Raw genomic sequence first — 25293 nt, 5'->3', positions numbered from 1 at the left:
TGTTTCTATGTGGTTTGAACCCTCAAAATATTGGGAATAAAAAACCTAACCCAATATAGTATTAGCCAGATTGGTTGAAGCTAAAACCAATAAATTCAAATTATTTCAATTGCAACAATTTTTCCCACCTTGGATTGGGGGGCATTTTACTGTTCCATAACTACAATAAACACAACAGTCGCCTGGTTTTGGTTTCAGTACTTTCTTGCACTTTTCACACTCGTAAAAAAATTGACAGGCGTCTGTAGGCATGGTTTCCTCTTTCGTATGTCCGCATGCTGGGCAAGAAATGGTTGATTGCAGAATTAGCTTCATCTTATTTCCTTCTTTTCTGTTACAATAAAGCCAGTCCTATCAATAGCTTCTTCTATTTCGAAAATACTAGTTTGAGTTTGATCAAACTTAATGACTGCGCTACCATTCTCGTAGGAAACAGTTGCTTTTAAAATCCCTGCCAATTTGTTCACTTCTTGGTTTATAGGTTGTTCACAGCCTTCACAGGTCATTCCTTTTATAGAAAATTCTGCTGTTTTGATATTGAATGGGTCAGTCACAACTGTTTGACTTTCCGTATTTAGAAAGAAAATATGAACATACATTGGGAATGCCATCATTAATCCTGCAAATAGGGTCACAATTCCCAAAAACTTTTTAGTCTGAATAAATGGTGTTTTTCCTTGCTTATCACAGTCGCAATCTACTTGAGTTTGTGGTTTTAGCTTTTGGTACCAGGCAAAACCAAGTACAACAACAGTTATTCCGATTAAATAAGGTCTAAAAGGATCAAGCCACGAAAAAGTAGAAGCAAGTCCACTTGTCCCTGCTATCAAAGCCAAAACGGGAGTAATACAGCAAAGGGAAGCTGAAATTGCAGTTAGAAGTCCAAGTCCTACTAGTTTGTTTCCTGATTTCATTTTTTATTGATACTCCTTTTAGCCTATAAAGCTAAGGGTACAATACTTAAAATGGGTGTTTTTAAGGATGAATTTTCTAATAAATCAATGGGTAAATAGCGATCTTTCCTTGACGTAAAAGCATAATTATTTAAAATCCCCAATGAATGGTTTTAAGAGATATTTGATTTTATTTAAGGCTTTACATAATTTTTTCTATATTCTGACAAAAAAACTTACACTATGAAAAAGAACAGCTTTTTATTAGCGGCACTTGTCCTCCTATTTTTAGGATCAACAAGTGCATTTAGCCAGCGGGCAAAGGATATCAAAATCGATTTTAGAATTAATGCGGAAGCCATCTTTTTTGGAGGAAGTGTAGAGGATAACTCTCAAATCTCTGATAACAATAATGGAAGAAGTAACAATGGAAGACCTTCTGATTTCGAGTCTACAGCCTATCCTTCCAAATTCGTCAATTGGGAAATTTTTGATATGGGACCTCATCAAGAAAACTATCAAGTTAAGTTTTTAGACTTTCCTTGGACAGGAAATGTTGCAGCATTTGCACAGAATCCAATCCCAGGAGGAGGCAATAAGGCTAAGGTAAAGATAGAGGATAATACACCTGATGGAACGGTAAAATATACCATTCGCTTTACCATAAGATCTCAGACAACTGGAGAGACTCGGACATTTCAACTTGATCCAAAAATCAGAATTACATCGACTCCATAAAGGATATTTTTGTCTAGTCTCTTCTGAAAGAGGGCTTAATAAATAGGCAATCTAACCAAGAATATGACTAAACTTAATGCCCTAAAAGCTAGCCTTTGAACTTGAAAAATCTGGTTTTCTTATTCCTTTACTTTTCGATTTTTAGTATGGCGCTTGCGCAGTCTAAGGAGGAATCTAGTCAGATTCGCTCTGAGGCTGACAGCATCAAGGAATTATACTATGCCAGCGGTGAAGAAAACCTAGACTATTTGGGTAGCCTCATAGTGTATGAGGCCAATCCGGATAGTCTTTTGAAATATGGGGAAATCTACTTGGATAAAGCGCTTAGAGATTCCCTCGACAACCATATTTCAAGCGCCAATAGTATGATTGGCTATTCCTACAAATATAAGGGGGACTTGTCCAAAGCCCTTGAATACTTCTTAGAGTCCCTGAGGTATGCTCAGAAATCAGGGTCAATGGAAGCGCAGGGGAGATCCTATATCACGATCGCCGACACCTATTCAGCCAGCGAAAACAGTCAAAACGCCACCATTTATTATCGGAAAGGAATTGATATCCTTGAGCAGGAAAATGATTCCACTGCTCTTGGATCGGCAGTTTTCAATGCCGGAGATGAGTATTTGAAATTGGGGAAGCTTGACTCTGCCTTGCTCTTCGTCGAGCGGGCCCAATTAATCTTCGAAAAGATAGATTTTGAATTAGGGCAGGCATTTTGTCTTGGAAATATGGGGATGATATTCGCCGAATATGGAGATAAAATAAGCTCCGAAAGTCGCATCAATCAGGCGATTGAGATTCTTGAAAAGTATCAGGAGTACTATCCCATTTCCGACTATTTAAACTACTTATCCAATATTTATTTGGAGAAAGGGGATCGCCAATCCGCTTTGGCTTATGCCCAACGGAGTCTTGAACTCGCGGGAAAATATGGTTTAAAAGATCAGATAAGCGAAGCGAACCTATTACTTTCCACTATTTATGAAAGCCTGAACAATTCCTCCAAAGCGCTGGAATTTTACAAAAAGCATATTCAATACCGGGACAGTGTTAAAAACATTCAGGCTGTACAGGAAATGGCCAATCTGCGAACCGATTACGAGGTTTCTCAAAAACAGGCCGAAGTGGATCTTTTGGAAAGTGAGGCGACTATCGCTACCCTACGGGCTAAGCGGCAGACCTTGCTGCTCTACGGAGTTTTGCTGATGCTCATTTTGGTGGCCTTGTTGGCGATAGGCTCATTTAGACGCTTCAAGTTTGAAAAGGAGACCAAAAAAATTATCGAAGAGGAGAAAAATCGCTCCGAGGAACTCCTACTCAATATCCTCCCGGAGGAAATCGCTGATGAGCTTAAGGTTTATGGAAAAGTGAAAGCCCATCGCTTCAATTCAGCTACGGTACTTTTTACTGATTTCAAGAGTTTTTCTACCATGGCAGAAATTATCGCTCCGGAACAGCTGGTAGAAAGCATAGACTATTATTTCAAGGAGTTTGATGCGATCGTAGAAAAGTATGGGCTGGAAAAGATCAAAACCATCGGTGATTCCTACATGTGCGCCGGTGGACTTCCTACCGAAACAGCTCGGCATGCCTTTGATGTGGTTCGTGCCGGATTGGAAATGATGGATTTTATTAAAAAGCCAAAGCCCGAAGGGATTGTACAATTTGAAATGCGGATAGGAATCCACACGGGTCCTATTATCGCCGGTATTGTAGGGGTCAAAAAGTGGCAGTACGATATCTGGGGAGATACCGTCAATATCGCTTCCCGAATGGAAAGCAATTCAGAAGAAGGAAAGATCAATATCTCTGGTACGACCTATGAGATCATCAAGGATGAATTTGAATGTGAATACCGCGGCAGTGTGGAGATCAAAAATCGCGGGATATGGGATATGTATTTTTTGAAGGGCTGAAGGGGAAAGTAGGTAAAGTCTTCATCTCCCAAACCCAGAATCATTTATCAAAAACTATGTCCGCTATGTTTCGATGTGGTTTAAAAAAACCATTAAAATGGTTTGGGGTTGGAGGGTGTCGATCTATTACCCCCGATTAAAATCGGGGGCTATTGAATAGATGGTTTTTACCTGATTTTAATGCTAATCTCTAAATCAAAAACTATGTGCCTTTGTGGTTCAATATTCTTAAAATTGGTGAGAACCCGCATTAATTGCCCCGAGTTTTAACTCGGGGATAAGGAAATGCCAATCCTGATTGGCTTGAGCCAAATATTTTTCTCTTTAGTAGTAACCCATCCTGAGGACTTCTATCGCTTTTCTATTCCTTACTTTTTGCTGTCAAAAAGTAACAAAAAACCTCTTGCCTGAATCAGGCTGGAATGGCCTTCGGACCATTCCTGCTTGAATTTGTCAAACGCTAAAAATCGGTGGATCACCGAGACAAGCTCGGCGCTAACCGATTTTCTTCACGCTTATTGACTGCGTTCAATCACCGCCTGATTCAAAGGCAGGAAGGGAGCGATAGTAACTTCTTCTCATTTCTTATAAAACGCTGTGCTATTCTTTATTCAAAAAAACTATGTGCCCTATGTTCCTATGTGGTTCAATATTCTTAAAATTGGTGAGAACCCGCATTAATTGCCCCGAGTTTTAACTCGGGGATAAGGAATGCCGACCCTGATTGGCTTAAGCCAAATAGCATTCTTCTTAGTTTTTAAAGGCATTCAAAATATCCTTTCCACTATGGGTTTTCCTGAGAAAGAAGTCTTTTTCTTTCCTCCAACCCAGCATTGATCATTTCTTCCAGTTGCCCTCTCAACTGGAGCAAAACCTCCTGAAAGGCAGGGTCCCCTGCCAAATTCCTTTTTTCCAGAAAATCCTCCCTTAGCTCATAGAGCTCTTCCCGCTCGGGATGATTGATATAGCGAAAATATTTCCAGCGATCCGTTCGTATACCCTCACTCGGCGGAATGATGGGAGTCTGCCACAGGTGTTCAACCAATATGGATTTTCTTTCACTCAGCTCTACACCATGAAGCGGAACACCTTGCCAGGATTTCGGAATTTCAATATTAGCCAAATCCAAAATCGTGGCAGGCACATCAATATTCAGAGCCAAATCTTCTTTTCTTTTGCCTCCCGCTTTTCTCGGATCATATATAATCAAAGGGACTCGAAGCGAATTTTCATACATCAACCACTTCCCGGCAAGCTGTCTTTCCCCGAGAAAATATCCATTATCCCCCATCAAAATGATAATCGTGTTTTCTGCCAAGCCTTTCTCCACCAGGGTCCTTCTGATTTTCCCAATCTCAGCATCTACTTCTGAGATCATACGGTAATACCCTTTGACGCTATGTTGGTATTTCTCAGGTGTATCATAGCGCCAATGCCATCGGGTGCGGTTTTCACCCATTCGGACATAGTCGGGTTGATCCAAAAAATAAGCTTCATCCCCTAGGCTGGGTGCTGGGATCTCCACATCTTCATACCAATCATCAAATTCCTCCGACCAGAAATACTGCAACTCGGCAGGATCGTGAGCATGAGGGGCACTAAAGCTGAGGGAAAGCATAAAAGGTCTGTCTTCCGGAGCAGTTTTAATAAACTCTATGGCCTGTTGTCCGGTATACCTTGTGAGATGGACTGTGTCTTTCCCAATTGTTTTAAAAAAGTACCCTCTTCGGTCCTTGAAATTACCATTTCGATCATAGCTTTCCCCTACATCAAAAAGTGCAGAGAATTCGGAGTAATTCACGCCAAATTTCCCAAAGAAGCCGGTGAAATAGCCTGCTTTTCTTAGTGCTACCGGGTAGGATTGATCCATAAATGCCTGACTGATATCCCCTTGACCGAAGGTATAGCCATGCGTTCTTTCATATAGTCCGGTGAGGATACTCGCTCGGCTAGCCGCACAGATAGGCGTTGTCACAAAGGCATTTTCAAAGAAAGTTCCTTCCTCAGCTAGGGCATCCATCTCCGGGGTTTGGATGATGGGATTTCCTGCAAAACCCAAGGCATCCCATCGCTGATCATCGGTGAGGATAAAAATGATATTCGGGCGATTTTCATTTTGGGCAAATCCACCATGGAAAAGGAGAAAAAAGAATAGGAGCAAGAGGGATTTTTTCATGTTTCAATATAAGGAATCGATTCGGTGGATCACCTAGACAAGCTCGGCGCTAACCGATTTTCTTCACGCTTATAGACTGCGTTTAATCACCTTCCCCCGATTAAAATCGGGGGCTATTGAATTGTTGACTTCACAGAATTTTGATGCTCCTCATTCCATCAAAAACTATGTGTCCTATGTTCCTATGTGGTTTTAATCCCACAATAAAATGGTTAGAACATGTATTAATTGCCCCGAGTTTTAACTCGGGGATAAGGAAATGCCAATCCTGATTGGCTTTAGCCAAACTCTTGCTTTACCTAAATAGTAACCCGTCCTGAGCTATTCTTTATTCAAAAAAACTATGTGGGCTATGTTTCTATGTGGTTTAGCCAAATAGACCACTAAATAGGCCCGACGTCGAACCAAAAAGGTGAACTCATTGAGCAAAAAGGTGCTCGCTTGAACCAAAAAGGTTCGGCTTTGCACCAAGAAGGTCCAAGCGATGAGTAAAAAGGTTCGACGTTCCGCCAAAAAGGTTCAAGCGATCAGTAAAAAGGTCCTCGAAATCAGCAAAAAGGTTCAACGTCGGACCAAAAAGGTGCAAGCTTGAAGCAAAAAGGTCCAAGCGAGGACCTCAGAGGTCCAACGGAGAAGTAAAAAGGTTCAAGCGAGGTCTTCTGAAGTGGGGAGGGGTACTTCCGAAGTACCCTCCCCCACTTGGGAAGTACCCTCTTGGGGTTGGGAAATGGGTGAAATAAAAAAGCGTAGAGGTGGGCTACGCTTTGGGTTTAAGGATTGGATTTGATCTCACTAATCACATCAAATTAATAATGCAGCGACATTTTACATGTCTAGGCAAAACCGGTAAATCTTTAATGTTATCCCAAGTGAATTTTTCCTCCCCATATTTTGCTTGGCATTCACATCCATCATTTAATACTTGGATACCTTGAAACCTAAAATTTGAACTGCTCTTCCTATAATCAATGATTTCCTGAAGTTTACCCTGATTCCAAAAATATTGGTATTCGAAATTCACAAGATTAGTTACAAATTCTTCCTTTGATCCAAAGTTTAATCTTTCTGGATTGCCTTGAATTATAGGATACAGCTCATCGAGATCGATTTCTTTTAAATATTCATTTTTAAACTCGTCAAATAAGCGGATACCAATTTCTTTGAAGGCAATTAATACCCGAAGTCTTTTTTCAAACTCAGGTAGGAAATTCCATTTAATTCGAAAGCCCTCATTTTGACAAAGTTTTTTTAAGATACTTTTGGCCCTTTCACCAAATGAGTCAAACTTCCCCAATAAATATCTTTGATCAGGGTGGAGTTCTCGAAACTGAAAATGATTGGACTCAAGCTCATTTAAGTTCTTTTGTAAAAAGAGATCAGCTTGATTTAATTGAAAGTTGTAATACTCTTTGAAAAAGTTCTCTCTATAAAGATCTATTGCATCTTGCCCTTTTTGAGTAAGCTTATAAAATGGAATTAAATTAGCCGCATAGCTTTTATCTGCTACTTCTTCAAAAACCCTTTTTGCCAAAATCTCTTTTTTGCCTGATTGGGGAAGGTTATTATCATTTAGGATTTTCTTTAATTCTGAAACCTTGAGTGCTTCTTCTTTTAAACTTATTTCTAGCATTCCCTGAGAAAGAAACTTTTCTAGAATTGGACTCAAATTCCCAAGCAATTCTTTATATCTCCCTTCCCAATATGTATTTAAACCAAAGAGTTTATTTGTGGGCGTTTTATTTAAAGCATCTAAAAACTCTAACTCATAATTATATTTTGGATATGAATTTCCTTGTTCATTTCGGCTATGTTTTTTTTCACTGTCGGGATTTCCAAAAAATCGTTTAAAAAAGTCCATACTAATTTGGAATATTAACTATTACATAAAACTACAAAATTCTAAAATATTGAAAATACCCTTTAGAAACTAATCTGAACCCAGTTTTTGCTCCACAATTTGGACAGATTTCTTTGGTCATTTTTTGTTGGGTTTAACGGTTTGGGTATGGTACGTGTCCCGAAGGGCATGCACTATACCCGTTGTTTCGAGCAGTATTTCTTTTTTCCTTTTCAAAGTACTTTTTGACTACAAAACCTGATTTGGGTTCTCCTGTTTCAGCGTCTATGTAGGAAATAAGTATGTACTTATGCCTTATTTCAATCACAGTAATTCTTTGTCCTTTTTTAACGAGACCAATTATTTTACTGTTCTTTTTGTCAGCGTATCTTAAATTGACGTTTGTTCGGGCAAATCTTATTTGTTTGAGTTTTTGAAGTTCAGTCTCAATTTTCTTTGAGAGTTCTTTATTCATTTTCTCGATTTCAGACCTTGTCTGTTCTATGACATCTTGATTGCTCAAATCCACCTGTTGTTTGTGGAAACTATAAAATGTCAGAAGAAAGCTGATAATTGTAATTAATTCGAAAATGAATTGCTTTGCTTTCTCTGTTTTAGTTTTACCAACCAATCCGTAAAGTTCAAGGACAATTGATTGTTTCAAATTGTCAAGATCTTGAACTGTTACTTTTTTATTTTGGCTCAATAAATCATCTGATGCATTTGCAATTGTTTCATTTGCTTCTTTCGCTACCTTGATGTCATCCCATGCACGACTTATTGTTACATTTTTAAAATATGCCTTTGAAATTCCTCTTAGAGCAACATCAATACTATTGAATTTATCAAGGTGCGTTTGGCTTAATGATTTAGCTATTTCTGCTAGGTTACTTGAAAGCAATAATTGACTTGAAGCAAACCCAGATAGATTGTCAGAAAGTTTTTGATTAGTCTTTGCTATTTCTTCTAGGGTAGATGTTAGCCCCAATAATGCACTTTGATTTTTGGGGTATTGCATTGTATTTATTTGTGCCGTGATACTGTTGCCCAGTACTGCTGTATTGAAAGTTTTCATTTGATTAGATATTGACTTAGCAATATCAGTGAGTCCACTTACCCCGGTTAATTTGTTCTGTAATTTACTTTGTTCAGAAATCGCCTTAGCTAACCCTTGCAAAGAGTTCAATCCAAAAGAGTTTTGTATTTGCTCATTTTGTTTTTGCATTGCTTTTATTAATTCCTGTAGAGTACTCATTTTATATTGCTGCCAACTTGCTTATATACCTAACTTCGTGGCGTTTATATCCCTAGTATTGGTATATAAATGCGCTTTTTTCACTTTCTTCTGAGCCTTTGGAGGGAGTTTTAGACTAGATTGATTTGAAAATCCCCATTCGCTCTTTTCAAAGAAAAGCATTTCAAACTAAAAACCTATCCCATAAACTGAGTAATTGACGCTTTTTTGAAATTAATTCCTGTTTTTTTAGTCAAAAGTCCATAGCTGGGGCGTAATGGACAGAAATGTATCGGCTGTGGTCTGTTGACTGTGGTCCGTGGACCTCACCATGAGACTGCTTCGTCGTTCCTCCCTGCCTTGTCGGCAGGCAAGCCTTCCTACGGCAGACAGACCTTCCTACGGCAGGTAAACTCGCAGTGACGGGTTAGACAGAAAAAATCTCTATGCTCTCTGTGGTTTACAAAAAAAGCTTCCCTAAACAGGAAAGCCTTTTTGCTAAATTAAACCATAATCAACCGTTCCTTAGAATTCTTGTTTGGTTTTATTTAACCTTTATTTTTTGTGTGGTCTATTTCCACATTTCTAAAAGTCAATCAGAAAAATCAGCTATAAAACTAAGTTCAAAGTAAGTGGGCTTTATCCTTCCCCGCAATCCCCTAAAATGGGTATTTTTTGGCCTTTTTTAGTCAATAGTCCACGGTCCATGGTCCATAGCAGGGGGGTAATGGACAGAGATGTATCGGCTGTGGTCTGTCGACTGTGGACAGTGGACCACAATGGAGGTTGCTTCGCTCTGCCTCCCTGCCTTGTCGGCAGGTAAACCTTCCTACGGTAGGTAAACTCGCAATGACGGGTTAGACTCGAAAAACTCTCTGTGCTCTCTGTGGTGAACAAAAAAAGCCTCCCCATTGCTGGAAAGGCTTTATAGTCGATAGTTGATAGTCCATGGACCATGGTTTTTTTAGTCTATAGTCCATGGCTGGGGCGTATTGTTTATGGACTATAGTCTATTTGCTATGGACTGCTTACTGCTCACTGAACACTGTTTACTGTAAACTGGAAACCGCCCACTGCAAACTGTGGACTGTCGTCCGTGGACCGTTGACCGACAATTACTTCAAACTCCCAATCATATCCTCAGGTTTCACCCATTCGTCGAATTGCTCGGAGGTGAGAAGGCCTAAGGCGATGGCAGCTTCACGAAGGCTGGTGCCTTCTTTGTGTGCTTTCTTAGCGATGGCAGCTGCATTTTCGTAGCCGATATGAGTATTCAAGGCAGTTACCAGCATCAAGGAGTTTTCCAAGTGACGCTTGATGACAGGGGTATTTGGTTCGATGCCTACCGCACAGTTATCATTGAAGGATACACAAGCATCCCCGATCAAGCGGGCGGACTGAAGGAAGTTGGCTGCGATCAAAGGCTTGAATACATTCAGTTCGAAATGTCCATTGGATCCACCGATGGAGATGGCTACGTCATTACCCATTACTTGCGCGGCAACCATGGTCATGGCTTCTACCTGGGTTGGGTTGACTTTACCTGGCATGATGGAGGAACCTGGTTCGTTTTCAGGAATTAGGATTTCGCCGATACCGGAACGTGGACCGGAAGAAAGCATGCGGATGTCATTGGCGATTTTCATCAGGGAAACAGCCAATTGCTTCAAGGCACCATGTGCTTCTACCATGCCATCATGAGCAGCCAAAGCTTCGAATTTGTTTGGAGCCGTGACGAAAGGCTGACCGGAAAGTTCGGCGATTTTCTTCGCTACCAATTCCGAATAGCCCTTTGGCGTGTTCAAACCTGTTCCTACCGCAGTACCTCCCAAGGCCAGTTCAGACAAGTGGCTCAAGGTATTTTTCAAAGCTCTCAATCCATGATCCAATTGAGCTACATAGCCGCTAAACTCCTGACCCAAGGTAAGGGGAGTTGCATCCATAAAGTGGGTTCGGCCAATTTTCACCACATCCTTGAAAGCCTTGGCTTTGGCATCCAAGGTATCCCGCAATTTCTGAACACCCGGAATGGTTGTTTCCACCACCATTTTGTAAGCCGCAATGTGCATAGCCGTCGGATAGGTGTCATTGGAAGACTGGGACTTGTTCACATCGTCATTTGGGTGGATGGATTTTTTGGCATCTTCCAGCGAACCTCCCATCAATACATGCGCTCGGTAAGCGATCACCTCGTTGGTGTTCATGTTGGATTGGGTACCGGAACCGGTCTGCCAAACCACCAATGGGAATTGGTCATCCAGTTTTCCTGCTAAGATCTCATCACAAACGGTAGAGATGATATCGGCTTTTTCCTGGGCAAGCACACCCAATTCAGCGTTGGTTTGGGCAGCAGCCTTTTTCAGGATGGCGAAAGCGCGGATGATTTCGATCGGCATGCGGTTTTTCTCGCCACCGATTTTGAAGTTGTTGATGGATCGCTGGGTCTGTGCGCCCCAGTACTTATCAGCAGGGACCTCTACCGGGCCCATGGTATCTTTTTCAATTCGGATGCTCATGATATTGGGTTTTTGTTTCGGTTTAACAGGCCGCTAAATTAATGTCTGCCAGCCTTTTTCCCTAGATCCACCCGATTTAATCCTTCAATTGGTAATTGATGATTTGATGGAAATCCTTGCGGGACTGATTTACCTGTCGGTGAAAGAGAAAAACAGCGAGAAAATAGTTGATAAAAGCCAATCCCAGGCAGATTCCTCCATTCAGGTATTCCTGTGAAATTCCTAGGTAGTAAGCGGAAAATCCTACGAGGACTATTGTCCAAAAAAGCACAAAAAAGAGAGCTCCGGGGAAGAGTTTGTAGCGGAGGAAAATAATGGATCCCCGAGGCGTGTCTTCCACTTCCCCGAGGATAAGGGGAAGAAAGGTATTGCTGCGCTGAATAACTTTGGAAAGGCGGAAACTTTGATTTCCCACGATGCCATTGAAAGCGATGCCTGCCTGATTGCTTAGCTGATTTTTATCCAAAAAATTCACTTCCCGGGTTTTGCGGGAAATATGTTCCATGACCTCCTCCTTGGAAAGAGCGCTGACCAGCGTTTCGGTGTAGAAAGGGATGAGATTCATGGGTTTATAACTCGCATTTTGTTGATAGTGTTATCAATTTACGAATTAGGAATCGATTTACGATTTACGAAGTACGAAAGGAAGTACGAAATACGATGGACGAAGTACGAGGATTAATGTAGAATGATGAATGCTGAATTAGGAATGATGAAGTGAGGTTCGAAAAAAAGTTACGATGGACGATTTACGAGTTACGAAGTACGAGGGGCAGAGAGGTCGGTTGACGGGGTTTTAATGTAGAATGATGAATGTTGAATTAGGAATGAAGAATTTTTGTCAGTCCGAGCACCTACTTTACTGTCAGTCCGAGCGCCTGCCTTGCCGGTAGGCAGGGAGTCGAGGACCATTCTTGCCTCCCGACTCCCATCGGTCATGTGCTCAGGGTGACACTAATTTCAACCTTCCCACTTTCCAACCTTCTCACTTTTCCACCTTAAAACTTTCCAACCTTACAACCTTCCAACCTTCCCACCTTCTCTATCACTTCACCGCAATACAGGAAATCTCCACATTCACATTTTTGGGGAGTTTGCTGACTTCGACGGTTTCACGAGCTGGAGGGTTGGATTTAAAATATTGTCCATAGGCCTCGTTGATGGTTGCGAAATCATCCATGGACTTGATGAAAATGGTGCATTTGACTACATCCGCAAAACTGAAACCCGCAGCACGAAGTACGGCCTCCAGGTTTTTCATCACGGCATGGGTTTCTTCCGTGATGTTTTCATTGATCAATTCCCCGCTATCTGCGTCCAAAGGGATTTGTCCGGAAACATAGAGGGTATTACCCGCCAAAACTGCCTGTGAATAAGGACCAATTGGAGCCGGAACTTCTGGAGTGAAAATGATTTGATTTGCCATTTAGTATTCTATGATTGTAAACTATAAAACTTTTTACTCGAAAGAGGTTTCGACTCCCCCCTGAAATAATTATCATCAAATTACTTTTCTGTCACGGCAGCCAAGCTCCTCCAATTTTTCAATTTTCAAATTTGAAAACCTTCTCACTTTCCAACCTTTAACCTTTCAACTTTCCAACCCCTCTCTACCAACTTCCACCGGCGCCGCCGCCACCGAAACTACCACCACCGAAGCCTCCAAATCCGCCGCCACCGCCGCCGAATCCACCAAAGCTTCCTCCTCCTTTGGAAAAGTCTCCAAACTTCCCTCTTCCTCCGCCTTTCAGCATATTGGCCAGCATGATGGTCGTCCAAAGGTCAATGCCTCCTCCTTTTCCGCCCATGTGGTTATCATTATCCTTACGGTTTCGAATCAGCGGAATAATCACAAAAATTAGGATGAAGATGAAAAGAATTACAAATCCCCCACCCTCATTTCCGTTGTCCAGAACCTGTTCGGCTTGGTATTCTCCGGATGCGAGTTTGATGATCATATCGGTAGCCTGATCCAATCCCGCATAGTAGTTTTCCATTTTGAAATTCGGGATAATCAGGTCACTGACGATGCGCTTTGCCAAGGCATCCGGCACAGCTCCTTCCAAACCATAACCGGTGGCAATAAACACCTTTCGGTCGTCCATGGCAGCTAGAATCAGGAGTCCATTGTCATTTTCAGCTCCCCCGATTCCCCATTTATCTCCAAGTTGGAAAGCATAATCGGAGATATCGTAAGGACCCACTGATCGAATCATGACGATAGCGATTTGAGTGCTGGTGCTATCATTATAGGCTACCAGTTTTCGTTCGAGTTGATTGACTTCACTGGAGCTGAGTGTTTGGGAGAAATCATTCACCAAACGTGGAGGATTGGGGGGAGGTGGAAAGTCTTGAGCTTCCACTCCTGCCAGAATGAAAAAAGTCAGAAAAAGGAATAAGAGGTCTTTAAGACCCGAATGAAATTTCATCAGGTAGTTCGTTTTCGTCTGCGTCGCCTTGGTGAGGGAAATGTTCGGAAAGGGCTTTTCCTGCGGATTCGATTCCTTCGATCAGGCCTTGGGTAAATTGACCTTTGCTGAAGAGCTCGGCCATGCGGTTTTTGATCTGTTCCCAAAAGTCCACGGGCACCACTTGGTTGATCCCGGCATCTCCTAGAACAGCAAATTTGTGATCTTCCACAGCCAGGTAGAAGAGGACTCCGTTTCTATCCTTGGTCTGATACATTTTGAGGGTTTCGAATACCTCTGCCGCCCGATCGAGTACGTCGATGCGGCAGTGGTTTTCGATATGTACCTGGATTTCTCCGGAAGTGACTTTTTCAGCCCCTACAATGGCTTGGATGATTTGTTCTCGATCTTCGGTAGAAAAGAGTTTCTCAGCCATTTTTCAGAATTTAAAACTGAACCGTTGGAGCATTTTCAGCGCCTGCTGAAGCTTCAAAAGTTCCTTTGGTTTCAAATCCATACCATCCCGCAAAGAGGTTGTTCGGGAAGGTTCGCAAGTTGGTGTTGTAAGCAACAACCTCCTGGTTGAAGTTCCTACGAGCTACCGCAATCCGGTTTTCAGTTCCTTCCAATTGAGCCTGCAGCTCAAGGAAATTTTGGTTTGCTTTCAAATCAGGATAGCGCTCCACCGCTACTAACAATCGGCTCAAAGCACCTGAAAGTTGATCCTGAGCCTGCTGGAACTGCTCGATATTCTCAGGAGTCAGATTGGTCGGGTCGATGGTGATAGAAGTGGCTTTTGCACGTGCTTCAATCACACCTGTCAAGGTCTCCTGCTCGAAATCAGCATAGCCTTTTACGGTATTCACCAAGTTAGGAATCAGGTCAGCACGACGCTGATATTGGGTTTCTACTTCTGCCCACATTCCGTTGACTTGCTCTTCGTTTGTCACGAAGGTGTTATAAGTTCCCACCGCTTTGGTGTAGATGAAAATTCCCACTACAGCTAGGATGGCAATTGGAATCAATACTTTTTTCATAGTGTCTGTTTTTTAATCTGTGATCAAGTTGGTTAGTTTTTTAACTGCTTGTTGATCAAAAGTAAGAAATTTTTGATGCTATGCTTTCGATCAAATCTGTTTCTGCAAGGTAATCTGATACGTAAAATCCTCATAGCGGGTTAGGGTCTCGTCAAAGTACCTGCGCACTTTGAATTCCACGACCTTTCCTTCCTCCGATCGGAGCAGTTTGATGACTTCTGCGAGCTCCCAAATGATAACCGGAATTTTATTGATGCTTAGAACCTCATCGTATGGGAGAATTCCGGCCTCGGCTGCTGGGGAACCTTCCCGAACAGCACCTATATAAAAGCGTTGGTCATCAGTCGGGACTTTTTTCACGGTCATCCCGCTCATGTCATATTCATAAGGGACATAAAAGGTTTCTCCTTTTTTAAACATGGCTCGATTTCTCGGGTAATCCAGAATAATTCGTGTTCGTCCCAAAACCTCTGAACCCAAACTTCCATAGCGACCTGTTTCTTTGATTACGTAGCTAAAAGCTGTTTCCTCAGGATAGGAAGTCAGAACATCCCGCTGTTTCAGACTATTGATTTTGACCCAATCCACTCGAGCGATATGTCCGTAAAGCGTTCCTCCTAGGCTTTGTCCCAATTCAGTTTCGATGTTTAGTGCAGGAAGTTCTATGCGATCGGTGGTTTCCCGATTGAGCAAGAGCCCGTGATTCGCTCCCGTATCAATTAGTAATTTGGACTTTAGAATTTCCCCGTTTCGCTGCTTGACTGTAGCATTGATATAAGGCTTATTTTGCTCAATGGTCATGTCCAGTTTGGTGTAGAATGGCGGTCGCCATTTCATAGCTTTTCTACGGAAAAATTCAATTCGCTCGTCGTCGTAATTGATTTTGACAGGATTGAATTTGAAAAACTCGTAGCCGATGATTCCATAAATCGGTACACCAACTACGGATTCCAACTCTAAAAAGTCCTCTTCCAAAACCAGCAAACTCTGGGCAACGCCCTCTATGGGTCCTAAGTCCAAATGATTTACAGGGGAAACCTGAGCCATGATTTCTTCTTTGCCATCGGCACCCATCAAATTGAGTCGGCGGGAATATTCCAAGCCCATGGCATCTCCCAAATCCTTACTGAATAGGATATTGGAGCGCACGCCGGTGTCGATGAGGAAATTTACCGGATAAGTGCCATTGATGGAGACGGGAACGATGATTAAGCTATTGGAGGCGTAAAAAGGTAAAATCACACGCCGCTTATCTTCTTTCATAAAGAAGCCTGGAATTTGGGCGATTGCGCCAAATTCGATGGCAAAGATGAGTGAAAATAGAACCAGAAGTCTTTTCAAGTCTTTTTGGATCGGGTGGTTTCTTAATTTACAATTTTGCTTGTAATGCGTACAATGATTAAACGAAAATCCCCACCCTCAATGTTTCCATAAATTTTTAATTAGACTGAAACCAAATTATCGTAAAGAGGATAGCTGGCTTGTCAAAAAATCGATTATCCCGCATCTTTATTTTTTAGATAGTAGAAAAAAATGGCAGACACGGCGATAATCGAAAAGGCTAAAAAGATTTTTGAGAATTTCCTGATAAAAAAGGGAAGCCGAAAAACACCGGAGCGGTTTTCGGTCATTGATGAATTGTATTTGCTTCCACAGGACGAACACATCGATGTGGAGGGGCTTTTCCTTAAAATGCGAAACAAAGGCTACACTATCAGCCGGGCGACGATTTACAACACGCTTGATTTATTGGTGGAGAGTGGCTTGGCAGTAAAGCACCAATTCAAGGATAAGGTGGCACTCTACGAGCAGGCTTTGACCTACAAGCATCACGACCACTACGTCTGCAATCAATGCCGGAAAATCCGTGAATTTTCCGATCCTAAAATCAATGAAATCAAGGAGTTGATCGGAAAGGAATTCGATTCATCCATCACTTCCCATTCCTTGGTTTTGTATGGGGATTGTCAGATCAAAAACTGCGAGAATCTCCCTCAGATTTAAGCCTTTCGAAATATTTTTCGGTAGATCGGTTTGCGGTAAATAAACTGTACCCAAAGTGCCGGATAAAGAAGTAAGGTCAACAGGAAATTAGGCCCTTCGAATTCTATTTCATCCCGAATAATGCTGCCCTCTTCTTTTCTGATGACACGATGCTTGTGTGTCCATTTTTTGAGGAAAAAGGGAAGTTCAGTTCCCTGATCTATGAAATAAAACTCCTTTTCATCGGTATGGTCTTCCGTAATATCACTGGTCCATTTTTGCTTGAAAAAAATAAAATTCAGCTCTAGGGAAACTACATCACCTTTTTTCGAACCATCAAATCGAAGCAATTTCACCGGAGGAAAAGGAGGACTCAATCGCTTGAATAGGCTTTCATCGAAGCCGTCCTTTACGGTTAGGTAATCTTGTTGTACCTGAGTTTCGAGTTGGAGCTTCATCTTTTACAAACTGATCACAAATAATAAAAAGAGTACCAACCAAATCCCATCCATAAATTGCCAATAAACGGTAAAAAGACGAAGTCGCATTTTCTCAAAAGGGTTGGTAAAAAGGATGAGGCGCTGAATTTCATCATGCTTCCGCTTTCGCAGTTGCACCCAAAGTATGGTGGCAAAAACCATGGCTCCCAATAAGTGGAAGATGTGGATTCCGGACAGGAGGTAAAGAAAGCTTCCGCTCGGGATTCCCTTGAAGTCAATCCCCATGGATTGCAATTCCATCCATCCGGATACCTGAAGTGCCGTGAAAATAATTCCTAACAGCAAGGTCGTTCCCAAAGCACGGCTGACTTTATCGGCTTTTTCCTCCTGATAGTAAAGCCGCATTTTGGTGGCAGTATAGCCGCTGGAAACCAATAGAAAGGTTGAAATCAGAAAAGAAACGGGGATTTTTTTATTCATCCCGGCTAATTGGTCCAAACCTGAAAAAAGGAAGGCAGCCACCAGAAACAGGAAGATCAAACCGCTACCAATCATCCCCAAGTACAAAAGTGTCTCATAGGGATGCATGGATTCGATGCGCTGAAACCAAGTTTTATGTTGGGAAGACTGATTCATTGAGAGGAAAACAAATTACAGCGCCTTAGGTTCAGGACTTGGGATAATTCATCAATTTCTAATTTGAAAAAATGAAATAGCCTAAATTGCGCCCCCAAACAAAACCCTACCGTTTTGGATAGAGCATCTTTCCTTTCCATTTATCATTCGGATCCTTTCTTACGGACTTTCACTGAAAAGCTTGCGCAAAGCCCCAAAGGAAATTTCCAGATTCGGGGACTTTCCGGCAGTTTGGATATGGTGGTATTCACAACCATAGTACAGCGGATAGGAGGATTTCATCTGATTATTGCCCAGGACAAAGAAGAAGCTGCCTATCTCAATACCGACTTGCAAAATCTCACGGGCAAGGAAGATTACCTGGTTTTTCCTTCCAGTTTTAAAAAACCCTATCAATACGAGGAAGTGGACAATGCCAATGTACTGCTCCGCTCAGAAATTCTCAGCCATGTGCTTAATTCTCAGGAAGAAGATCAAATTCTGATCACCTACCCTGAAGCTTTGTATGAAAAGGTAATCAATAAGCGATCCCTTCAGGAAAATACTTTTCAAGCCCGAGTCGGAGAGCAGGTAGATATGGAGTTTGTATCCGAACTCCTCCATAGCTATGATTTTGAGCGTACGGATTTTGTTTACGAGCCCGGGCAATTTGCCATTCGCGGAGGGATTTTGGATGTGTTTTCCTTTTCCAATGAGCATCCCTACCGTTTGGAATTATTTGGGAAAGAAATTGAAAGTATTCGGACCTTCGATCCCGAATCTCAGTTGTCCATCGCGGAAGTCGATCTGATTTCCCTGATTCCCAATACCCAAACCAAATTATTGCAGGAAGTAAGGCAGTCATTTTTAGGCTTTCTGCCTGAAAACACCACCCTTTGGATCAAGGATTATCAGTTGACGGCTGATGTGATGGAGGAGTGTTTTCATAAAGCTGAGTTGGCTTTTGATCAGATTTTGGCCAAAACCAATCAGACGAAGACCGTTCTTAAGCCGGAAGATCTTTTTGAAAGAGCGGATGATTTTATCCGACAGGTGAAAAGCTTTAAAATCGTAGAATTCGGGAAGCAGTTTTACCTCAAGGGTAGCGATCAATTGAACTGGGATTCCAAGCCTCAGCCTTCTTTCAATAAAAACTTTGACCTATTGGTGAGTAGCCTTGCAGAAAATGAAAAGCAAGGGCTTACCAATTTGATTACTGGTGAAAATGCCAAGCAGATTGATCGTTTGGTTGGGATTTTTGCAGAACTCGATCCCACATTGCAGGTTCAGACCATGCTTTTGGGATTGCGGGAAGGCTATGAGGACAAGCAAAATAAACTCATTTGCTACACGGATCATCAGCTTTTTGAACGATTTCATCGCTATCGATCCCGAAAGAAAGCCAGCAAATCCAAGGCTCTCACCATTAAAGAGCTGAAGGCCCTTCATCCGGGAGATTACATCGTCCACGTGGATTACGGAGTTGGGCGATTTGCCGGATTGGAAAAGGTGGAAGTAGGTGGAAAAATGCAGGAAGCTGTACGCCTTGTCTTCCGGGATGATGATTTGCTCTATGTCAACATTCACTCACTCCATAAAATCTCGAAGTACTCTGGACAGGAAGGGCAAATGCCAACCATGTCCAAGTTGGGATCTCCGGAATGGGAAAATAAAAAGAAGCGCGCCAAAAAGCAGGTCAAGGATATTGCAAAAGACCTCATTGCCTTGTATGCCAAGCGTCGTTCAGCTCATGGCTTTGCTTTTTCCAAGGATTCAGTTTTGCAAGTGGAGTTGGAGAGTTCCTTTATATATGAGGATACTCCGGATCAAGCAATGGCCACGAGTGATGTGAAGGCCGATATGGAAAAAAGTTATCCCATGGACCGCTTGGTTTGTGGAGATGTGGGTTTTGGAAAAACTGAGGTTGCGATCCGAGCAGCCTTCAAGGCGGTCAATGACGGAAAGCAAGTTGCGGTCTTGGTGCCTACCACCATTTTGGCTATGCAGCATTTTCAGACTTTTAAAGAGCGGCTTTCAGGATTTCCGGTTACTGTGGATTATATCAACCGATTCCGCACAGCAAAAGAGGTCAAGCAGATTGTTGAAGAGGTTAAATCAGGAAGAATCGATATCCTGATCGGTACACATAAAATTGTAAATAAGAGCCTGGAGTTCAAGGATTTGGGCTTATTGATTATAGATGAAGAGCAGAAGTTTGGAGTGCGGGTTAAGGATCAATTGAAAAATATCCGGGTCAATGTTGATGTATTGACGTTGACAGCGACTCCGATTCCAAGAACGCTGCATTTTTCTCTGATGGGAGCACGGGATCTTTCTGTGATTTCCACTCCCCCTCCCAATCGGCAGCCGGTTACAACGGAAGTTCATTCATTTCAGGAAGAAGTAATTCGGGATGCGGTAGCCTATGAGCTAAGGCGTGGAGGTCAGGTATTCTTTGTCCACAATCGGGTTGGGGAGATTGATAGCATTGCCAATCTGATCAAGAAGCTGGTGCCGGATGCCCGGGTCATCGGTGCTCACGGACAAATGGATGGAAAGAAATTGGAAAAGATCATGGTGGATTTCATTGAGCATGAGTACGATGTACTTGTTTCCACCAATATCATTGAATCCGGTCTCGATATCCCCAATGCCAATACCATCATCATCAACCGGGCACATATGTTCGGATTAAGTGATCTTCACCAAATGCGCGGTCGAGTAGGAAGAAGCAATAAAAAGGCCTTCTGTTACTTGTTGACTACCCCAATGTCAGGTTTGACTCCAGAATCCAGAAAGCGATTGCAGACTTTGGAGGAATTTTCAGATTTGGGGGATGGATTCAAGGTGGCGATGCGGGATTTGGATATCCGAGGAGCCGGGAATTTGTTAGGAGCCGAGCAAAGTGGATTTATCACGGATCTAGGATTTGAGATGTATCATAAAATCCTGGATGAAGCGGTGCAGGAGTTGAAGGAGAATGAATTCGCTGCTCTATTCGAAGTGGATTTGAAGGAGAAAGTAAAGGTGCTTGTTCAGGATTGTACGGTGGAAACGGATCTGGAATTGCTTATTCCTGAGGACTATGTCGCTAATATCAGCGAACGCTTGAGCTTGTATTCCAAATTGGACTCCATCAAAGATGAGGAGGAATTGGGTCAGTTTGCTCAAATGCTGGACGATCGTTTTGGACCCGTTCCGCCAGTGGTTCAGGATTTGATGGAGACGGTAAGGTTACGATGGAAGGCAGAGAAACTGGGAATTGAAAAACTAGTCTTGAAAAATGGACAGATGAAGTGCTATTTGTTGCCCTCTGATCGTGGGGATTTTTACTCCTCACCTATCTTCCAGAAAATCATGGCTTTTGCACAAATAAACTCCCGATACTTTAAAATAAAGGAGTACAAGAATCGTTTGATTCTTACGATTTCGAATGTTTCCAGCATTTCTGAAGGCCAAAAATGGCTGAAAGACATGCTTGAAAGCTAATTTTACAAAAATTTAACTGGCATAAATATTGCAGTTTCGCACTGGAATTTTGCAGATACTTTGCTATTTGGGCAAATTTGGCAAAATTCAACGTTTTCAGCCGGTTGGCAATGATTGCAAGTCCATCCGAATGAACTTATATTAGCAAATCAAATTGGGCAAAAAAACCTCTTTTCATATGTATTCGAGTAAGAAATCTTGGGGACTTTGGGCTACAGCCTTATTGATCGTAGGCGGGTCTATCCTATCCTCTTGTAACAAAACTCCGGGCTACGGTCGAAGAACTGCAGCCAAGCCGGGTAAGCGAAGTGCTACCACTGGGGCTGAGTTTTCTTTTGATGAGCAAGACACAACTTCATTCTTTGTAGCGAGAAACGCAGAACAGATTCCTGGTCCAAACTTGAAATTCATCCAAGGTGGCCGTGCTGTTATTGGTTCTCAGGAAGAAGATATCATGGCATTCCGTGACAACCTGGAGCGTACCGTGACAGTGGCTAATTTTTACATGGATGAAACAGAAATCACCAATAATGATTATCGGGAATTCCTGTTTGACATGAAGAAAAAAGTGAGTGCAGACTCCTTGTTGAAGTTAGAGCCTAGAGAAGATGTTTGGGGTGGTGCTTTGTCATTCAATGACATGTACCAGTCTTACTATTTCCGATTCCCAGGTTTCAATTTCTATCCGGTAGCTGGTGTTTCTTGGAAGCAGGCAAATATCTATGCGAAGTGGAGAACTGATTATGTTCAGGAGTTGATCCGCCAGGAAAGAGAATTGGATTCCACCTTTACCAAAGCCCAATTGATTGAAAGAGGTGTGGCTATGGCTGATTTCCGTCTTCCGTCTGAGGCAGAATGGGAATATGCAGCCAAGGCTATGATCGGAACCCAATATTTGGATGAGAATCAAGAATATGGACGTATCTATCCTTGGGATGGTCGTGGCGTTCGTAACCCATACAATGTGAAGCGTAAAGGAAAGCAAGGTGATTTCTTAGCTAACTTTAAGCGAGGTCGCGGTGACTACGGAGGTATTTCCGGAAATCAGCGAAATGACGGTGAAATTCTACCTACGAACGTGTATGATATGGCTCCAAACGACTTTGGATTGTATCACATGGCTGGAAATATGAACGAATGGGTATATGACGTATATCGTCCAATGACCTTCCAAGACGCAGATGATTTGAACCCCCTTCGTAAAGATGGATATGGTGATGAAGCAGAAAACTATGAAGTTTCCATGCTAACTGATGAGATGCGTGTTTATAAAGGAGGAAGCTGGAGAGACGTAACTTACTGGTTGGCTCCAGGTACCCGAAGATTCATGCATCAGGATTCTGCGACTAACCACATCGGATTCCGATGTGCGATGATCTCTATCGGAGAAAAAGGAAAATAATAAAGGTTAAATCAATAAAAAAAGGCTAGCTGATCAATTCGGCTAGCCTTTTTTGTTGGTAAATAATGAGTGAAAATTATTCTACCGCTTTCACATTCACCTCAATATTTCCTCTAGTAGCTTTGGAATAAGGACAAACCTCATGAGCTGCTTCAACCAAATTTTGGGCATGTTCCAGAGATTCAGCTTGGGGGATTTTGACTTCGATATCCACTGCCAATCCGAAGCTATTTGGCCCATAATTACCCAAGTGAACTTTAGCTTTGATTTCTGAATCTCGGAGGCTAGTCTTTCCGGCTACAGCACCTAAAGCTCCTCCAAAACAAGTAGCATAAGCCGCTGCAAAAAATTGTTCTGGGTTGGTTTTTTCTCCATCACCCCCGATTTCTTTGGGCATGGACACATCAAAATCCAATTTTCCATCATCGGTTCGGACATGACCTTTTCGGCCACCCGTATTGATCGCAACTGCTGTGTAGTCGATATTCAGTTTTTCCATAATTAGTCAAGTGATTTTAATGTGGATAACAAGTCCGAGAGCGAACTGTTTAGCTTGAATAGCTGGGAATCTGGCAAAAGTTCTAATTGCTCAGAAAATTGGCTCAATACGGATTCAACTTTACTTTGAAGCGATTTTCCCGGATAGGTGAGTTCTACTTTTACTTTCCGCTCATCCTCCTCGCTTCGGATTCGTTTAAGGTAGTTTTGGGCTTCCAATTTTTTCAGCAAAGGAGTAAGGGTTCCAGAGTCTAATTCTAATTTTTGACCGATTTGGTTGACATATTGACCATCCTCCTCCCAGAGGACTGAAAGGGTCAGGTATTGGGTGTAAGTGAGCCCAAATTCCTGAAGTTGGGATTGAATCTGTTGGATGAGTAGGCGGGAATTGCTGTATAGTAAATAGGTGAGATTTTGTAGTGAGTCCATGATATTTCAATTTGACTCAATTTAATTGGAAAAGTTTGGACTTCCGTCAATAAGCAGCTGAAAATGATTTTACCATTATTCTTTATCACTGGATAATATCGGAGGCCGTCTATGCATTGTTCCCTGCTCATAGGCATAAGCGAGCTTGATAAGGGTAGGCTCGGCATACATTCTTCCTAAAAACTGAATTCCTGCTGGTAGATTACCACTGGTAAATCCCATCGGAACTGTAAATGCAGGTTGGCCGGTATGGGGAGAAATGATTTGATTGTTGTCTCCTCTGTATTCCTCTTGAAAATGGTCTATTCTTGCGGGTTTAAAATTCCAGGAGGGATAAACAATAGCATCTAGCTGAAGGGAATCCATGACATTTTCTATCGCCTCTCGAAAAGCAATTCTTCTAGGGTCTTCGTAGGCATTTCCACAGACCTCCTCTTCCAGCCCCCATCTTCCAGAATTGTTAGCCATCATTTCCAGCCTATCCAAAGCAAATTGAGAATTGGAGCCGATTCGAATGATGTCCTCTAAAGTTTGGATTGAGTCATTTTTTACAAAATCCTCCAAGAAGGTTTCCAGATCCTTCCGGAAAGTAGCACACCATTGATTTTGGCGTAGAGTAGCAAAATTCGGGACTGCGATAGGATCAATGACTGTTGCTCCCAGGTTTTGAAGATCAACCAAAGATTGCTCAAAAAGGGCTTTGACCTCTGGATCAATTTCTTCACTGATTTCCCGAAGCACTCCAATTCGAGCTCCTTTCAGACCATCCTTATCTAGGAATTGCTGGTAGTTTGTTTGAGTTTTTCCTTCGGAATATTGAGTAATCTGATCTTTTGGGTCAATCCCAACCATCGCTTCCATCACGCGGGTAGCATCTTCCACTGTTCGGCACATAGGGCCGACTACATCATTTCGAAGATAAAGAGGAACAATCCCTGTTCTGCTGATCAAGCCCAGGGTAGTTCGGAATCCAACCAAGGAATTATGAGAGGATGGTCCCCGAATGGAATTACCGGTGTCTGTTCCCAAGCCTACCGTTCCAAAATTTGCCGCGACTGCTGCCCCTGTGCCTCCGCTAGAACCTGCAGGTACAAAGTCAAGATTGTAAGGGTTGTGAGTAGTACCATGTGTAGAGCTTTCGGAATGCATGGGAGAAAATGCCCATTCCGCCATATTGGATTTGGCGAGAACAATTGCTCCTGCATCGATCAATCTAGAAATAATGGGTGCATTTTCTTCAGGAATAAAATCCTTTAATGCGATGGAGCCAGCTGTAGTAGGGAGTCCGACCGTATTGATATTGTCCTTAACAATGATTGGAATGCCATGAAGTGGTCTCAATTTTCCGGTAGTTTCGAATTCCTGATCTAGCTCTTTGGCTCTAGTGATCGCGTCAGGATTGATGACTGTGATGGAATTGATAGGCCCATCGAATCCTGCAATTCGGTCCAGATATGCTTTGGTTAACTCTTCTGCTGAAAAAGTCCCATTTTGATATGCATTATGAATTTCCAAAATCGTAAGCTCTGAAAGTTCAATGGAAATGGACTTTTCTGCTTGCTGACATCCTGTAATTCCAAGAATCAATAGGGAAATGAAGGCGAGGATTCTAGACATTGTTGAAAACTTTTTTCGGATTAGATTTTATAATGCTTTGGTGAAAATCTGAGAGGGATTTCAAT

22 protein-coding genes are annotated in these 25293 nt (G+C 42.3%); 5 read left to right on the top strand and 17 right to left on the bottom strand.

All coding sequences use genetic code 11. From position 1 onward, the window contains the following. Window positions 1–105: 105 nt before the first annotated feature. Window positions 106–315 carry a GDCCVxC domain-containing (seleno)protein gene (locus NY014_RS10630; RefSeq protein ID WP_259414565.1) on the bottom strand — a complete coding sequence of 70 codons (210 nt, stop codon included), beginning with the start codon at window positions 313–315 and terminating at the stop codon, window positions 106–108. Further along, window positions 312–914 (bottom strand): mercuric transport protein MerTP, encoded by a 603-nt coding sequence (gene merTP, locus NY014_RS10625; protein WP_259414564.1) that lies wholly within the window; start codon window positions 912–914, stop codon window positions 312–314. Before merTP ends, NY014_RS10630 begins: the two co-directional genes overlap by 4 nt. Before the next feature lie 222 nt (window positions 915–1136). Here merTP and NY014_RS10620 point away from each other — a divergent pair, with 222 nt between their 5' ends. Together NY014_RS10620 and NY014_RS10615 are read left to right on the top strand one after the other, a co-directional pair. Beyond that, complete coding sequence (locus tag NY014_RS10620; RefSeq protein WP_259414563.1) at window positions 1137–1631, top strand: hypothetical protein; 495 nt, start codon at window positions 1137–1139, stop codon at window positions 1629–1631. Window positions 1632–1777: 146 nt separating this feature from the next. After that, on the top strand, window positions 1778–3547 hold the full coding sequence (locus NY014_RS10615; RefSeq protein WP_259414562.1) for an adenylate/guanylate cyclase domain-containing protein: 1770 nt from the start codon (window positions 1778–1780) through the stop codon (window positions 3545–3547). 784 nt (window positions 3548–4331) lie between these two features. On the opposite strand, the gene NY014_RS10610 is transcribed toward NY014_RS10615, so the two are convergent. The 10 genes from NY014_RS10610 to NY014_RS10565 all read right to left on the bottom strand — a co-directional run bounded on the left by NY014_RS10610 (window position 4332) and on the right by NY014_RS10565 (window position 16096). Continuing rightward, a complete protein-coding gene (locus NY014_RS10610) occupies window positions 4332–5723 on the bottom strand; it encodes a sulfatase family protein (protein WP_259414561.1) in 1392 nt (463 codons plus the stop codon). 796 nt (window positions 5724–6519) lie between these two features. Then, window positions 6520–7581: an SAP domain-containing protein gene (locus NY014_RS10605; protein ID WP_259414560.1), complete on the bottom strand. Its 1062-nt coding sequence runs from the start codon at window positions 7579–7581 to the stop codon at window positions 6520–6522. A gap of 133 nt (window positions 7582–7714) precedes the next feature. After that, window positions 7715–8815: an SH3 domain-containing protein gene (locus tag NY014_RS10600; protein ID WP_259414559.1), complete on the bottom strand. Its 1101-nt coding sequence runs from the start codon at window positions 8813–8815 to the stop codon at window positions 7715–7717. A 1094-nt stretch (window positions 8816–9909) separates the two neighbouring features. Continuing rightward, on the bottom strand, window positions 9910–11310 hold the full coding sequence (fumC, locus tag NY014_RS10595; protein ID WP_259414558.1) for a class II fumarate hydratase: 1401 nt from the start codon (window positions 11308–11310) through the stop codon (window positions 9910–9912). A gap of 76 nt (window positions 11311–11386) precedes the next feature. After that, window positions 11387–11875, bottom strand: coding sequence for a hypothetical protein (locus tag NY014_RS10590; RefSeq protein ID WP_259414557.1), 489 nt, complete (start codon window positions 11873–11875; stop codon window positions 11387–11389). A gap of 480 nt (window positions 11876–12355) precedes the next feature. Continuing rightward, window positions 12356–12736 carry a RidA family protein gene (locus NY014_RS10585; protein ID WP_259414556.1) on the bottom strand — a complete coding sequence of 127 codons (381 nt, stop codon included), beginning with the start codon at window positions 12734–12736 and terminating at the stop codon, window positions 12356–12358. A gap of 184 nt (window positions 12737–12920) precedes the next feature. After that, window positions 12921–13739, bottom strand: coding sequence for a TPM domain-containing protein (locus NY014_RS10580; RefSeq protein ID WP_259414555.1), 819 nt, complete (start codon window positions 13737–13739; stop codon window positions 12921–12923). After that, complete coding sequence (locus tag NY014_RS10575; RefSeq protein WP_259414554.1) at window positions 13717–14154, bottom strand: TPM domain-containing protein; 438 nt, start codon at window positions 14152–14154, stop codon at window positions 13717–13719. The genes NY014_RS10580 and NY014_RS10575 overlap by 23 nt, the downstream gene beginning before the upstream one ends. A gap of 10 nt (window positions 14155–14164) precedes the next feature. After that, the gene (locus NY014_RS10570; RefSeq protein ID WP_259414553.1) at window positions 14165–14755 is read right to left on the bottom strand and encodes a LemA family protein; all 591 of its coding nucleotides are present in this window, start codon (window positions 14753–14755) and stop codon (window positions 14165–14167) included. 90 nt (window positions 14756–14845) lie between these two features. After that, entirely contained in the window at window positions 14846–16096 is a 1251-nt protein-coding gene (locus NY014_RS10565; protein ID WP_259414552.1) for an aspartyl protease family protein, read from the bottom strand. Window positions 16097–16288: 192 nt separating this feature from the next. Here NY014_RS10565 and NY014_RS10560 point away from each other — a divergent pair, with 192 nt between their 5' ends. Beyond that, entirely contained in the window at window positions 16289–16759 is a 471-nt protein-coding gene (locus NY014_RS10560; protein WP_259414551.1) for a Fur family transcriptional regulator, read from the top strand. Here the strand turns inward: NY014_RS10560 and NY014_RS10555 are convergent. Both NY014_RS10555 and NY014_RS10550 read right to left on the bottom strand, forming a co-directional pair. Then, window positions 16756–17196, bottom strand: a complete 441-nt coding sequence (locus tag NY014_RS10555; protein ID WP_259414550.1) for an SRPBCC family protein — start codon at window positions 17194–17196, stop codon at window positions 16756–16758. The genes NY014_RS10560 and NY014_RS10555 overlap by 4 nt on opposite strands. A gap of 3 nt (window positions 17197–17199) precedes the next feature. Then, a complete protein-coding gene (locus NY014_RS10550) occupies window positions 17200–17814 on the bottom strand; it encodes a cytochrome c oxidase subunit 3 (RefSeq protein WP_259414549.1) in 615 nt (204 codons plus the stop codon). A 114-nt stretch (window positions 17815–17928) separates the two neighbouring features. On the opposite strand from NY014_RS10550, the gene mfd reads away from it, so the two are divergent. Beyond that, window positions 17929–21282, top strand: coding sequence for a transcription-repair coupling factor (mfd, locus tag NY014_RS10545; RefSeq protein WP_259414548.1), 3354 nt, complete (start codon window positions 17929–17931; stop codon window positions 21280–21282). A 178-nt stretch (window positions 21283–21460) separates the two neighbouring features. Next, a complete protein-coding gene (gene gldJ, locus NY014_RS10540) occupies window positions 21461–22684 on the top strand; it encodes a gliding motility lipoprotein GldJ (protein WP_135072282.1) in 1224 nt (407 codons plus the stop codon). A 76-nt stretch (window positions 22685–22760) separates the two neighbouring features. Here gldJ and NY014_RS10535 read toward each other — a convergent pair whose 3' ends face one another. From NY014_RS10535 to NY014_RS10525, 3 genes are all read right to left on the bottom strand, one after another. Continuing rightward, the gene (locus NY014_RS10535) at window positions 22761–23183 is read right to left on the bottom strand and encodes an organic hydroperoxide resistance protein (protein WP_259414547.1); all 423 of its coding nucleotides are present in this window, start codon (window positions 23181–23183) and stop codon (window positions 22761–22763) included. Between the two features lie 2 nt (window positions 23184–23185). Further along, window positions 23186–23611, bottom strand: coding sequence for a MarR family winged helix-turn-helix transcriptional regulator (locus tag NY014_RS10530; protein WP_259414546.1), 426 nt, complete (start codon window positions 23609–23611; stop codon window positions 23186–23188). 75 nt (window positions 23612–23686) lie between these two features. Then, the gene (locus NY014_RS10525; protein ID WP_259414545.1) at window positions 23687–25228 is read right to left on the bottom strand and encodes an amidase; all 1542 of its coding nucleotides are present in this window, start codon (window positions 25226–25228) and stop codon (window positions 23687–23689) included. Window positions 25229–25293: the final 65 nt, after the last annotated feature.

Origin of the sequence: Algoriphagus limi (assembly GCF_024919275.1) — a bacterium.
GTDB lineage: Bacteria > Bacteroidota > Bacteroidia > Cytophagales > Cyclobacteriaceae > Algoriphagus > Algoriphagus limi.
This window is presented reverse-complemented; position numbering and strand designations above follow the sequence as displayed.

Coding starts and splice junctions, on each gene's coding strand:
- NY014_RS10560 (WP_259414551.1), top strand. CDS start 16,289: ATGGCAGACACGGCGATAATCGAAAAGGCTAAAAAGATTTTTGAGAAT.
- NY014_RS10615 (WP_259414562.1), top strand. CDS start 1,778: ATGGCGCTTGCGCAGTCTAAGGAGGAATCTAGTCAGATTCGCTCTGAG.
- NY014_RS10605 (WP_259414560.1), bottom strand. CDS start 7,581: ATGGACTTTTTTAAACGATTTTTTGGAAATCCCGACAGTGAAAAAAAA.
- NY014_RS10550 (WP_259414549.1), bottom strand. CDS start 17,814: ATGAATCAGTCTTCCCAACATAAAACTTGGTTTCAGCGCATCGAATCC.
- gldJ (WP_135072282.1), top strand. CDS start 21,461: ATGTATTCGAGTAAGAAATCTTGGGGACTTTGGGCTACAGCCTTATTG.
- fumC (WP_259414558.1), bottom strand. CDS start 11,310: ATGAGCATCCGAATTGAAAAAGATACCATGGGCCCGGTAGAGGTCCCT.
- NY014_RS10535 (WP_259414547.1), bottom strand. CDS start 23,183: ATGGAAAAACTGAATATCGACTACACAGCAGTTGCGATCAATACGGGT.
- NY014_RS10570 (WP_259414553.1), bottom strand. CDS start 14,755: ATGAAAAAAGTATTGATTCCAATTGCCATCCTAGCTGTAGTGGGAATT.
- NY014_RS10590 (WP_259414557.1), bottom strand. CDS start 11,875: ATGAATCTCATCCCTTTCTACACCGAAACGCTGGTCAGCGCTCTTTCC.
- NY014_RS10600 (WP_259414559.1), bottom strand. CDS start 8,815: ATGAGTACTCTACAGGAATTAATAAAAGCAATGCAAAAACAAAATGAG.
- NY014_RS10620 (WP_259414563.1), top strand. CDS start 1,137: ATGAAAAAGAACAGCTTTTTATTAGCGGCACTTGTCCTCCTATTTTTA.
- NY014_RS10575 (WP_259414554.1), bottom strand. CDS start 14,154: ATGGCTGAGAAACTCTTTTCTACCGAAGATCGAGAACAAATCATCCAA.
- NY014_RS10585 (WP_259414556.1), bottom strand. CDS start 12,736: ATGGCAAATCAAATCATTTTCACTCCAGAAGTTCCGGCTCCAATTGGT.
- NY014_RS10530 (WP_259414546.1), bottom strand. CDS start 23,611: ATGGACTCACTACAAAATCTCACCTATTTACTATACAGCAATTCCCGC.
- merTP (WP_259414564.1), bottom strand. CDS start 914: ATGAAATCAGGAAACAAACTAGTAGGACTTGGACTTCTAACTGCAATT.
- NY014_RS10630 (WP_259414565.1), bottom strand. CDS start 315: ATGAAGCTAATTCTGCAATCAACCATTTCTTGCCCAGCATGCGGACAT.
- NY014_RS10555 (WP_259414550.1), bottom strand. CDS start 17,196: ATGAAGCTCCAACTCGAAACTCAGGTACAACAAGATTACCTAACCGTA.
- NY014_RS10610 (WP_259414561.1), bottom strand. CDS start 5,723: ATGAAAAAATCCCTCTTGCTCCTATTCTTTTTTCTCCTTTTCCATGGT.
- NY014_RS10525 (WP_259414545.1), bottom strand. CDS start 25,228: ATGTCTAGAATCCTCGCCTTCATTTCCCTATTGATTCTTGGAATTACA.
- NY014_RS10580 (WP_259414555.1), bottom strand. CDS start 13,739: ATGAAATTTCATTCGGGTCTTAAAGACCTCTTATTCCTTTTTCTGACT.